The organism is Nocardia sp. NBC_00881 (genome assembly GCF_045207455.1).
Classification (GTDB): domain Bacteria; phylum Actinomycetota; class Actinomycetes; order Mycobacteriales; family Mycobacteriaceae; genus Nocardia.
On record NZ_CP108798.1, the window covers coordinates 3,955,146 to 3,969,650 of the forward strand.

A 14,505-nucleotide genomic window follows, 5' to 3' on the forward strand; every position below is an offset into this window, starting at 1 on the left:
CTACTTAATCTCTCGGTCGATAAGAGCAAGAAGCTCATCAGCACTGTCCGCCGCCTCGACGGCCACGCGAACGCTGCGAGTCGGGGATTCACGTTCGGCCACGGCCTCGGCCAGCGTCGAACGGATCCGCTCGATCAACCGCTCCTTCTCATCGGCAGACGACTTGGCCGCCAACAGCCGCCGCAGTGAGTCGATCGGGTCATCGACCATCGACACGGTCGCGGTGGCCTCCCAACGCGAACGCAAATATTTCGCCACTGCGGTAATAGTCGGATAGCTGAACACCAGCGACGACGGCAGTTTCATACCAGTCGCCTCGGCGAGCCGATTCCGCAGCTCGACACTACCGAGCGAATCGAATCCCAGTTCGTTGAACTGGGCGTCGGGTTCGATAGCCGCGGCAGACGGGTGTCCGAGCACAGCCGCGGCATGTTCCCGCACGAATCCGAGCACCACCACATCCCGTTGGTCCTCCCGCGCGGCGGCGAGCCGCCCAGCCAGCTGGCCGCCGGCCGCCACACCGCGCGCCGCGCGCCGCGCCCGTGCCGCCACCAGGCTGCTGAGTACCTCGGGCAGCAGCCCGGCTCGGGCGTGGGCCGCCAGCATCGGCTTGTCGAATTCGGCGCAGACGGCCACGGGTTCGTCCGCGGCGATTGCGGCGTCGAACAGCACAACTCCATCGTCATCGCCGATGACCTCTAGGCCCAGTCGCTCCAGCCGGGCCAGGGAGCCCCGAGCCATCGTGCCTGACATACCCGCTTCCTGGCGCCAGGGGCCCCACGCCACCGACAACCCCGGCAGCCCCTGGGCGCGGCGAGCGTGTGCGAGCCCGTCGAGGAACGAGTTCGCCGCCGCATAGTTGCCCTGGCCTGGCGCGCCGAATGTCGACGCCACGGAGGAGAACATGATGAACGCCGCCAGGTCGTGCCCGCGGGTCAGGTCGTTCAGGTGCAGCGCGCCGTCGACCTTGGGCGCGAGCACACGGTCGATCTGCTCCGCAGTCAGCTTCTCGAGCGTGGCGTCATCGAGGACACCCGCGGAATGGATCACCGCCGTCAACGGATACTCGGCCCCGATCGTATCGAGCACGGCTGCCACACTCGCGCGGTCACCGACATCGCATGCGGCAACACGGATTTCGGCTCCCATGTCGGTTAATTCGGCCACCAGCTCCGCGACACCCGCCGCCGTTTCACCCCGACGTGACACCAACAACAGGTGCTCCACACCATGCACGGCAACCAGATGCCGGGCCATCACCGCACCCAAACCACTGGTGCCACCGGTAATCAATACCGTGCCGTTCCCGAACTTCGCATCCGGGTCGGACTGCGGTTCTCGGGTGGGAGCATCGCCGGACAGTCGCGGTACGAACATCCGGGAATCACGTACCGCCATCTGCCCCTGATCCGATGCGATGGCACTGCGCACCACGTCAGCGTCCAAAATGCCCTCGTGGTCCAGCAGCACAATCCGACCCGGGTGCTCCGATTGGGCGGTGCGGACCATGCCGGCCACCGCGGCAGCAGCCAAGTCGACCGACTCACCCGCCACGCCCGTCGCCCCGCGGGTCGCCACCACCAAACGAGAATCCTCCAGCCGCTCGCTCGACAACCACGACCGCAGGATCTCCCAGACTGCGTGAACCGAAGCCCGAATCGCTGCAGCACGCCCACCGGAGGAAGCGTCACCGATCCGCCCATCCCCGTCGACAGTGTCGACCACGGCGAGGTCGTCGGCAAGCGACCAGACAACCAGCTCCGGAATTTCTTCGGCCGCAGCCAATTCCGCAACGTCGCAATAGTGCCGGTCGACCCCGGCCACCCTCGCCGACCCCAATGTCGCCATCACACCGACGGACGCCGGGGCAGGCAGCTCCGAGCAGACCCATCGCAGGTGCAGCGGCAACGAGCGGTGAGCCCTACTTGCCACCTTCAGAGCTTCGACGTCGACCGGACGCGCGGTAACCGCATCGATGGCCAACACGACCGAGCCGGTGTCATCGACAACATCGATCCCGACCTGCCCGCTGCCGTCCCGGACCACCCGTGCACGCACCGCCCCGACGCCGGAACGCCACAGCCGAACTCCCGCGAACGAGAAAGGCAACAGCAACTGTCCCGCGGGTAGGTCGCCGGCCAGACCATCGACCGCCACGTGCAGACAGGCGTCCAGCAGTGCGGGATGGATGCCGAATGCGGATGCCGAACCGCTCGCCGATTCGTCGAGTGAGACGTCTGCGAAGATCTGCTCGCCGCGGGTCCACATGGCGGTGACGCCCTGGAACGCCGGGCCGTAGTCGAAACCCCGCTGCGCAAGGCGATTGTAGAGGGACGCGTCGTTCGACGGCTCCGCCCCGGGAGGAGGCCAGGTCTGCTCGCTCCATATCGGGGCGATATCGGCAGTCGGGGTGAGGACACCGGCTGCGTGCCGCACCCACGGGTGCTCGTCGGCCGAGTCCCCGTCGGCGGCGGGGCGGGAGTAGATCGCGAATGCGCGCCGGCCCTCGCCGTCGGGTGCCGCAACACTCAACTGCAGGTCGACCTCGGCTCCGCCGACGAGCATCAGCGGGGCTTCCAGCAGCAGTTCCTCGATGACGTCGACGTGTAGTCGCGCCCCCGCGCTCAACGCCAATTCCGCGAAGGCCGTCCCCGGCAACAACACCGAGCCGAACACCGCATGGTCAGCGATCCACGGATGAGTCCGCACCGAGAGCCGGCCCGTGAACAGCCACTCGTCTCTACCCGCGAGCGGCACTGCGGTGGCCAGCAGAGGATGCCCGAACGTGCCGGTCACGATGCCGGACGGCGGCTGCAGCCAGTACCGTCGGTGCTGGAACGCATAGGTGGGCAACGCCACCCGATCCTTGCCGCGCCCGGCGAACAAGCGCCGCAAGTCCACCGGTAGTCCCACCGCTTGGGCCTGCGCCAGGCACAGGAGGAACTGCACCGACTCGTCGATCGATCGCCGCGACGACGCCATCACCGTAGACGTCGCCTGCCGGTCCGCATGTTCGGCCAGGCATTCGCGAGTCATCGCGGCGAGTACTGCGTCCGGCCCCACCTCCACGAACGTGCGCACACCAGCCTCGACCAGCGTGTCCACGCCAGGAGCGAACCGCACGCAACCACGAACCTGCGCCACCCAGTACTCAGGATCACAGACCTCGTCACCGGCCTGCTCACCCGACATGTTCGACACGATCGGCATCAGCGGCTTCCGATACGTCAATCTCTCAGCCACAGAACGGAACTCGTCGAGCATGGGCTCCATCGACACCGAATGGAACGCGTGCGAAACCCGCAGCCGCGTGGTTTCACGGTGCTGCGCCGCCAACGTCCGCTCCACCTCGTCGACGACGTCGGCGTCGCCGGAGATCACCACCGACTCCGGCCCGTTCACCGCCGCAACCGACACCCGACCGTCGTACTCGGCAATCACCTCCGCCATTTCTGTCTCCGCCACGGCGGCGGCGAGCATCGCCCCACCTGTGGGCAGCGCACCCATCAACCGGCCCCGCGCCGCCACCAGCACACACACATCCGCGAGCGACCACACCCCCGCCACGTATGCCGCGACCAACTCACCAATCGAATGCCCCGCCACGACATCGGGTGCCACACCGAACGACTCCAGCAACCGGAACATCGCCACCTCGAACGCGAACAACGCCTGCTGCGTCCACTCCGTCCGATCCAACACCCCCTCCGGATCGGTGAACATCACCTCCTTCAACGACAGCGCGAAGCTCTTCGAGGGGTGGTCGGTGGACGGGTGGGCCAGTGCGGAACTCTCTGAGGGATCGTGGTCGGAGGACGAGTGAGCCTCGCCCAGATGCCGATCGAACTCCGCGCACACCTCGTCCAATGCCGCCGCAAACACCGAAAACGCCTGGTACAGGCCCGCACCCATGCCCACCCTTTGTGCGCCTTGACCGGTGAACAGGAAGACCGTTTCTCCCGTACCCGCAACGCCGTCGACCACCAACGACGCCTGCCCTGGAGTACTTGCATCCAGGGAAGCCGATCCCAGTGAAGGATTGGCCAGAGCCTCCAGTCCGGCGAGCAACTCCCGCCGGTCACGCCCGATGACAACACCCCGCCGATCCAGCACTGCCCGCGAGTCCAGCAACGACCGCGCCACTGCCCAGAGGTCCACATCCGCACGATCAGCCAACCATGCCCGCAACCGATCCGCTTGGCCTCGCAACGCCTCCTCCGACTTCGCCGACACCACCCACGGCACCACGGCGACATCGATATCCGGCCCTACGGCGGCGGGTTCGCCACCGCCACGCTCCCAAACGACCCGGGCAGAAGGCGTCGGCGGCGCTTCCTCGAGGATCACATGCGCGTTGGTGCCGCTGATCCCGAACGACGACACCCCCACACGCCGCACGGTGTCGCCGGCGGGCCACGGCTGGGCATCGGTCAACACCCGCACCGACCCCGCCGACCAATCCACATGCGGCGACAATGCATCGACATGCAGCGTCTTCGGCAGCATCTGGTGCTGCAATGCCTGCACCATTTTGATCATCCCACCCACACCGGAGGCTGCCTGCGTGTGACCGATGTTGGACTTGAGCGCGCCGATGCGCAGCGGTCGATCCGGTCGATCCTGTCCGTAGGCGGCGATCAACGCCTGCGCCTCGATCGGATCCCCCAACGCCGTACCCGTTCCGTGCGCCTCTACCGCGTCTACGTCCACCGCGCGCAACCCGGCGTCGGCCAATGCCGCCGCGATCACCCGTTCCTGCGAGGGGCCGTTCGGCGCGGTCAAACCATTGCTCGCGCCGTCCTGATTGACCGCGCTGCCACGCACCACCGCCAACACGTTGTGGCCTAGTCGCCGTGCGTCCGAGAGCCGTTCCACTACCAACACCGCCGCACCTTCGGACCAGGCCACCCCGTCGGCCGACGCCGAAAACGCCTTGCACCGCCCATCCGGAGCCAAACCACGCTGCCGAGAAAACTCCACGAACACCATCGGGGTCGCCATCACCGTCGCACCACCCACCAATGCGAGCGAGCTCTCTCCTCGGCGCAGCGCCTGGCACGCCACATGCAACGCCACCAGCGACGACGAACACGCCGTATCCACCGTCATCGCCGGCCCTTCCAAACCCAATGCGTACGCCACTCGTCCGGACACCACGCTCCCCGCGGCACCGGTCGCGACATACCCCTCGACCTCGGACCCACCCTGCCGCGTCACGGCGTCGTAGTCCTGATACATCACACCGGTGTAGACACCGGTATCGCTGCCCCGCAATGACGTCGGATCGATCCCGGCATGCTCCAACGCCTCCCATGACACCTCCAACAGCAACCGCTGCTGCGGATCCATCGCGATCGCCTCACGAGGACCGATCCCGAAAAAGGCCGCGTCGAAATCGGCGGCGTTCGTCAGGAAACCGCCCTCCCGGGCGTAGGATGTACCCGGGTTCTCCGGATCGGGGTGAATCAGGCGGTTCAGGTCCCAGCCGCGATCGGTCGGGAACTCGCTGATGGCATCCGTTCCCGACACCACCAGATCCCACAGATCGTCCGCAGACTCGACACCGCCGGGGTACCGGCAGGCCATACCCACGATCGCGATCGGCTCATCGGTGTGCACCCGGCGCGGGGTATGCGCGGCGAGTGTATTCGCGTTTGCGCCCTCGACGCGGGAGCGCAGGTAGCGGGCCAGTGCCGTCGCGGTCGGATAGTCGAAGGCGAGGGTCGACGGAAGCTGCAGCGCCGTGGCTTTGGTGAGCCGGTTGCGGAACTCCACCGAACCCAACGAATCGAAACCCAGTTCGCTGAACGGCTTCTCGGCATCGATCAACGCGCCGGAGGCATGACCCAACACCGCGGCCACCTGATCGCGCACGAAGTCGACAACGATCGCGTCGTACTTCTCCGGCGACGCCGAAGCCAACCGCCGCGCCAGATCCCCACCACCACTGTCGGCGCGCCGCGGCGCCGGCACCAACGACTGCAACAGACCTGACAACAGGCCAGCCCGCGCCTGGACCGACAACGACGCCATATCGAAGTCGACCGCGGCGACGAACGGCGTATTCGCGCCAACCGCCAGGTCGAACAACGCGAGACCGTCGACCTCGGTCAACGGTCGAAAACCAGTACGCGACAACCGTTCCAAGCTCGCTTCACCCAAATCGGCCGTCATCCCGCCGGCCTGGTTCCACGGACCCCACGCCACCGAAACCGCGGGCAGACCCGCGTTGACACGGCGGCGCGCCAACGCGTCCAGCACCGAGTTCGCCGCCGCATAGTTACCCTGACCCGGCGATCCGAGGATCGCCGCGACCGAGGAGAACATGACGAACGCCGACAAGTCGCGATCGAGCGTGAGCTCGTGCAGATGCAGCGCCGCATCGACTTTCGGTGCGAGAACCCCGTCGATCTGCTCGGGGGTGAGCGTGTCCACGGTACCGTCGGCCAGCACACCCGCCGCGTGCACCACGGCAGTCAGTGCGGGACCGTCGCAGAGATCGTCGAGCATCGACGCCACGGCGGCGCGATCACTCACATCGCAGGCCACCACCCGGGTCCGAGCCCCGAGTTCGGCCAGCTCGGCAACGAGTTCGGCGACGCCTTCGGCGCGCTCACCGCGCCGGGACACCAACACCAGATTCCGCGCGCCGTACCTCTCGGCGAGGTGCCGGGCCACGAGCGCACCCAACCCGCTGGTACCGCCGGTGATCAACACCGCGCCGGAGCCGATCGCGATACCCGACCCGTCCGGCTGCGCGTCGCGACGGGTCAACTGTGGCGCGAGTAGCGCACCCACGCGCACCACCAGCTGCGGTTCGTCGGCATCGAGAACAGCCGATATCAGCTCGGGCGTCACATCGCCGTAGATGTCGGTGTCCACCAACACAATTCGGCCGGGATGCTCCGACTGCGCGCTCCGCAGAAAACCCCACGTCGCCGCAGCGGCCAGATCCGGGTCTTCTCCCGGCAGACCGGCCCCATTGCGCGTCACCACAACCAGTCGCGCATCGGCCGCGGGCAGAGACAACCATGAGCGAACCGTCGGCAGCACCATGTTCACACGTCGGTGCACGGCATTTGCCGACAATGCCCTACTTTCCTCGGGCGAGTTGTCGGCAAACCACACCAGCACATCCGGAACATCGTCCCCGGCAGCCTCGCTCAGCGCGGTCATATTCGGGCAGCTCTCCACAAACCCCGGATAAAGCTTGTCCCAGTGATCTTTTGGACGCGAGCCTTCCGGCGAAGGCACATCGGCCTGCGTCGAGCCTAAGACGACGATCCGCCGGCCACCCGTACCACGAGAAGTGAAGGAACGGAGCGGTTGAGCATCAATACCGTCGATTGGGCTCCACTGCAGATCGTACAGCCGGTGGTGACCGGCGAACCGACCATCCTGCAATGCCTTGCTGCTCACCGGACGCGCCTGCGCTAACTCGACGGTCAATACCAGAGCGCCTGTGTCGTCGCCGAGCTCGAGCCGAATACTGCCGCTGTGTTGGAGCGCGGCATTCGCATGTCCCTCGTCGTTACTTTCCGCTGCCACCTCGGGCCCGACGCTCATACCACTGGCGGCTTCGCTGCGTCGGATTCGTGCCTGCACGGCCGTCGCCCCGGGACGGTACAACCGCACACCGGTGAACGAGAACGGCAGCGGAGCCTGGTCGGCGGCAAAGTCGGCGGCCAACTCCTCCACCGCAGCGTGCAGCGCGGAGTCCAACAACACGGGATGGAGACGGAACCGGTCGGCATCGGCGCCGCCCTCGACCGGCAGCCGCACATCCGCCAAGATATCGCCACCACCCTCCCGCCATAGGCGACTCACCCCCCGGAACGCGGGCCCGTAGTCGAGTCCGCGCGCAGCCAACCGGCCGTACATCGAATCACCCAACGTCACATCGTCCCCGGGTGAAGGCACTCCGGGGCAGGCTTCCGGACCCTGCACGCTGTCACGGGCCGTAGCATCATTCATCGCACTCGGAGCGAGAACGCCACGAGCGTGTGTAATTCCGGATCCGCTGTCGGAATGTTCGCCGATCACCCTGGACGCCACGACGAAGCGTCTGCGCCCGTCGTCATCGGGCTCTTCGACACCGACCTGGACGTCGACCTCGGTCCAGTCGTCCAATCGCAGGGGTGCTTCCAGAACCAGCTCGTCGACGATCTCGATACCCAATCGAGCACCGACGGCCAACGCCAGTTCCACGAAACCGGCTCCCGGCAGCAGTATCGCGCCGAATATCGTGTGATCGGCGATCCACGGATGAGACGCCACCGAGAGTCGGCCGGTGAACAGCCACTCGTCCTTGCCTGCGACCCTCACTTCTTCGGTCAGTACTGGATGGCGGGACGGTGACGATGTCTCGGGAGCCGGCTGTAGCCAATACCGTTGGTGTTGAAATGCGTAGGTGGGTAAGGGGACCCGTGACACCGTGCGGTTGTCGAACAGTGGCTTCCAGTCGACGTCCATACCTGCTGTGTGGGCGTGTGTGAGGGCGGATACGAGCTGTGTCGGTTCGTCGGTCGAGCGTCGGGCTGGGGTGATCACTGTCGAGCGGGCCTCGATGTCCGGGGTTTGGGCAAGACATTGCCGAGTCATCGCCGACAGCACGGCATCGGGGCCGATCTCGACAAACCGCCGCACGCCGGCGTTGACCAGGGTGTCGATCCCGGACGCGAATCGCACACATGCACGGAGCTGCTTCACCCAATAGTCCGGATCGGTCAACTCCACACCCACAACGGCACCATCGAGGTTCGACACGACCGGAACGTTCGGCAGATGATAGGTCACACCTTCGGCCACCGAACGGAACTCGGCCAGCATCGCATCCATACGCGCCGAATGAAACGCATGACCGACCCGTAACCGGGTGGTCCGGTGGCCTTCCGCGGCGGAACGCCGCTCCACCTCCTCGATAGCGTCCCCGTTCCCGGACAACACCACCGACGACGGACCGTTCACCGCCGCGATCGACAACCTGTCCCCGTACCCGGCAACAAGTTCTGCCGCATCCTCCTGCCCCACAGCCACCGCCACCATCGCCCCACCGGCAGGCAATGCTCCCATCAACCGACCACGCGCAGCAACCACACGACACGCATCCGACAACGACCACACCCCAGCCACATACGCAGCCACCAACTCACCGACCGAATGCCCGATCAGCATGTCCGGTACGACCCCGAACGACTGCACCAAACGACACAACGCCACCTCGAACGCAAACAAGGCAGGCTGAGTGAACTCCGTCCGATCCAACAACACCAGACCGTCACCCCGCGCGAACATCGCATCCTTCAGCGACCGCCCCAACAGGGGATCGAACTCCGCACACACCTCGTCCAACGCCGCCGCGAACACCTCGAACGAGTCGTACAGGCCCGCCCCCATCCCGCCACGTTGCGCCCCCTGCCCGGTGAACAGCAACGCCGTTCTACCCGATCCGACGACTGCCTCGACAACACCGGAAGACACCACCCCTGCCGCCAAATCGGCAAGACCGGAAAGCAACTCGCCGCGGTCTGCGCCGACAACCGCGCCCCGACACTCCAGCCGACCACGAGAGTTGGCCAGCGAGTGTGCGATGTCCCACACGTCCAAGTCAGGTTTGTCGATCACCCACTGCCGCAACCGTTGCGCCTGCGCCCGCAAACCCGACTCGGATTTAGCCGATATCAGCAACGGTACGGGCGCGGCGGGGTGCGGTAGGGCTATCGGCGCGCGCTGCGGGGTGGGGATTTCCCGGCCTTCGATGTGGTCTGGCTGGTTGCGGTGTATTACCTGTTGCGGGCTCGACCGCCGGGTGGGTGCTTGTTCGAGGATGGCGTGTGCGTTGGTGCCGGAGACACCGAACGAGGACACTCCGGCCCGACGGACCCGCCCGTTGGCCGGCCATGGTTGTGGCTGGGTCAGCAGCGCCACGTTGCCTGCCGACCAGTCCACATGTGGGCTCGGCTCGTCGATATGCAAGGTTTTCGGTAGCGTTTCGTGCCGCAACGCTTGCACCATCTTGATTACCCCGGCCACGCCTGCCGCGGCCGCGGTGTGTCCGATATTCGACTTGAGCGATCCGATGTGCAGGGGCCGATCCGGTCGATCCTGGCCATAGGTGGCGATCAGTGCTTGCGCTTCGATCGGGTCACCCAAAGGCGTTCCGGTGCCGTGCGCCTCCACCGCATCCACATCTGCCGGGGACAGGCCGGCGTTGGCCAACGCCGCCGCGATCACGCGTTCCTGGGACGGGCCGTTCGGTGCGGTCAAACCATTCGATGCACCGTCCTGGTTGATCGCGCTACCACGCACCACCGCCAACACGTCGTGGCCCCAGCGGCGGGCGTCGGACAGTCGTTCGAGCACCAGCATTCCGACGCCCTCGGAAAAGGCGACCCCGTCGGCCGCGGCGGAGAACGACTTGCACCGTCCATCGGGCGACAGACCACGCTGCCGCGCGAATTCCACGGAGAGAAAGGGATCGGCGTAGACGGTCACACCGCCGGTCAGTGCGAGCGAGGTCTCCCCCTGCCGTAGCGCTTGACAGGCCAAATGCAAAGCGACCAGCGACGACGAGCACGCGGTGTCCACGGTGACGGTAGGCCCTTGGACACCGAAGACATACGCCAGCCGGCCGGAGGTCACGCTGCACTGGGAACCAGTGAGCCGGTAATTCTCCAACTCACCAGCCACCCGGGTGTAGTACGTCGAGTAGCACGCTCCGACGAACACCCCGGTGTCACTGCCGCGCAACGAGACCGGGTCGATACCCGCGTCCTCCAAGGCCTCCCAGGACGCCTCCAACAACTGACGCTGCTGCGGCTCCATCGCCGACGCCTCCTGCGGACCGATACCGAAGAAACCGGCGTCGAAATCACCGGCATCATCGAGGAATCCGGCGCGACGGGCATAAACGGTGCCGGGCTTGTCCGGATCGGGATCGAACAACCGCTCCAGATCCCAGCCCCGATCCGACGGGTACTCACTGGTCGCGTCGACTCCGGATGTCAGCAGGTCCCACAGGTCATCCGGTGACTTCACACCTCCCGGGAACCGGCATCCCATTCCCACGATCGCGATCGGTTCGTCCGCCCGAACCCGGCGCACCGTCTTCTTGACCGGTTCGCCCACCGCCTCCGGCTCGACACGGGACTGCACCAACTTCGCCACTGCCGCCACGGTCGGGTGATCGAATACCAGAGTCGAGGGCAATTGCAGGCCGGTGGCCTTGGCCAGCCGGTTCCGGAATTCCACGCCGCCGAGCGAGTCGAAACCGATCTCGTCGAAACGCTGGTCGGGCCGGATGTCGTCGACCGAGTCATGCCCCAACACCGCCGCCGCCTGCGCCGACACCACCTCCAACACCACCTCACCACGTCGGGCCTGTGGCACCTGAGCCAACCGAGCACCCAACGCACCCGCCGCCAGCGAGAGCTTCCGCGCCGCCTTCCCCGGATACGTCGAACGCGGCACGAACCCACGCAACACGGCCGGAACCGCATCGAGGTCGGACTCCCGCCGCAGCACGCCGGCGTCGAACCGGATCGCAGCAGGCCGCGGATCGGTGCCCGTGAGGGCGTCGTCGAACAACCGCACACCTTCGGGATTGTGGAGTTGGCTCAACCCCAGCCGACCCCACCGCGCCATCGCCGTACTCCCTAGGCCGCTGGTCATCCCATTGCCCTGGTTCCACGGACCCCACGCCAGCGACACAGCCGGCAACCCTGCCGCGCGGCGCCGGTGCGCCAGCGCGTCCAGGAAACTGTTCGCCGCCGCATAGTTGGCCTGTCCGGCCGACCCAAGCACCCCCGCGATCGAGGAGAACACCACGAACGCCGACAAGTCGCGGTCACGCGTCAGCTCGTCCAGATGCCACGCACCGTCTACCTTCGGCGCCAGCACCCGATCCACCTGTTCACCGGTCAGAGTCTCGATGGTGCCGTCGTCGAGCACACCCGCGGTATGCACCACCGCAGTCAACGCAGCATCGGAATCAATGGTCTCCAACAGCTTCCGGACCGCGTCACGGTCGGCGATATCACAGGCAACCACCCGGACGTCCGCACCTGCCTGCGCCAGCTCCGCGACCAACTCGTCCGCACCGGCCGCCGCGGGTCCCCGCCGCGACGACAGCACCAGTCGGCGCACACCGTGCTCGGCGACGAGGTGGCGGGCGAACAACGCACCCAGGTCGCCCGTACCACCGGTGATCAACACCGTCCCACCCCCCAACCACGGATGCGGCTTGTCCCGGTCGTCTTGTCGCCCGGAACGCTCCGGGACAGGCCGCGGCACGGTTTCGGCCGACGCGGATGCGGATGCACGCGTCAACCGGGGGACCAGAATCTGCGCACCCCGCACCGCGACCTGCGACTCACCCGACCGCAACACGGCCGCGATCCGATCGACATCCAGCGGCTCGGCCGGATCCTCGTCGAGGAGAACGAACCGCTGCGGATTCTCCGACTGCGCACTACGGACCAACCCCCACACCGCGCCCGCAGCCACATCCGCAACCTCCCCAGGCAGCCCGGCGCCGCCCGTGGTGACCACTACCAGCCGGACATCGGACAGGCGTTCTTCGGCAAGCCAGGACTTCAACACCGCAAGCGTGGCGTGCACCCGCGCCCGCACCACCGCGGGATCATCGACCGCACCGGCCGCCTCGCTCGCCCGCCACACCACCACACCCGCGACCGGGTCGGCCGCAACAACCTCAGCAGCCGATATTGCGGACGTTTCAATCCCCGCCACCGTCGTGTCCGCGAGCACCGCCATCACCGGTACCGGCCCGTCGACCAGCGATGCCGCGGTGGACTCCCACCGGACCTGATACAGGCCGGCCTCGTCACCGGACAGGCTGCGCCGGAATTCCTCGACGTCATACGGACGCAGCAACACCTCATCGACGGACAGGATCGGGGTGCCATCCGGATCGACGGCCGCCACAGCCACGGTGTCGGCTCCGGTCTTGACCGCGATGACCCGAAGCGATGTCACCTCCGCAGGCATGCGACCATGGCCGTCAGGCGCCGGCTTGTGGAAACGCGCGCCACCCCACCGGAACAGCAACCAACCGGTGTTCGGATCCGAATCCACCTGGCGGAAAACCAGCTGGGACAGCCCCGCGTGCACCACCAGCTCCATCAAGGCCGGATGCAGATCATGGCGGCCCGATTCCGCCACCGCGTCGGTGTCCAGCACGACCTCCGAGAACACCGTGTCGTCGCGCCGCCACACCGCCTGCACCCCGATGAACGCCGCACCGTACTCCAGCCCGGTGTCGTTGGTGATCTGCTCGGCAAGCGTCGCGCTGTCCACGGCTACGCGTTCGGTATCGACCGGCGGCCAGTCCTCCTCCCGCAACCGCGACACCAACACCGAATCACCAGCCCACCCGTCAACCGACCAACCCCCCTCGACGAGCTCCGCGCTGTTACGCCGCGCCGCAAACGCACCCGACGCATTGCGCTCCCATTCTGCTTCCGCGTCGGACGACTTCCGGTAAAAGCACTCGAACATACGCCGCCCGGACTCGTCTGCGGCCTCTACCAGCACCTGCAGCTCGACTTCGTCGCCACCGGGCCGGATCGGCGACTGCACAATAACTTCCTCAACCACCTCGCAACCGATCCGACCGCCTGCGACGAGGAGAAATTCGAGCAACAACACCCCCGGCACCACCACCACACCATGAGCCATGTGATCAGCGATCCACGGATGGGTACGCACCGAGAACCGGCCGGTGAACAACCACTCGTCGGTCCCCGCCAACCCGACCACACCCGTCAGAATCGGATGGTCCGTCGATGGCTGCGACGCATCGCTGCCGGGCTGCAACCAGAACCGTCGATGTTGGAACGCATACGTCGGCAACACGACCCGACCCACCCCACGACCGGCGAACAACGGCCCCCAGTCCACCCGCACACCCGCAACATGGACCTGCGCCAAGGCGGTAACGAACTGTTCCACCTCATCCACCGACCGCCGGGCGGCCGCCGCCACCCGCGACACCGACTCGACCTCAGGGCTCTCGGCCAGACACCCACGCGTCATCGCCGCCAACACCGCATCCGGACCCACCTCGAGAAAACGCCGCGCACCAGCCACGACCAGTGCATCCACACCCGGAGCGAACCGCACACAACCCCGCACTTGCCGCACCCAATACTCCGGATCGGTCACCGCATCCCCTGCGACCGCACCGGTCTCGTTCGACACGATCGGCAACGTCGGCGATTCGTACGCGATGCCTTCGGCCACCACCCGGAACTCGGTCAACATCGGATCCATCCGCGCCGAATGGAAAGCGTGGCTGACCCGTAGCCGATTCGTCTCGACTCCAGTGGCGGAAAGCTGCCGCTCGATCTCCTCGATGGCGGCAGCGTCCCCGGACAACACCGTCGACGACGGGTCGCTCACCGCCGCAATCGACACCCGATCACCGAACCCGGCAACCACATCCGCTGCTCGCTCCTCGCCGATCGCCACAGCGAGCATCGCGCC

1 protein-coding gene (cut by a window edge) is annotated in these 14,505 nt (G+C 66.6%); it reads right to left on the bottom strand.

The window, feature by feature from the left end:
- Positions 1–14,505, bottom strand: the 3' portion of a protein-coding gene (locus OH799_RS16535; protein WP_406281199.1) for a type I polyketide synthase. It continues 2,091 nt past the right edge of the window; only the last 14,505 of its 16,596 coding nucleotides appear in the window; the start codon falls outside the window, past its right edge; it ends in the stop codon at positions 1–3.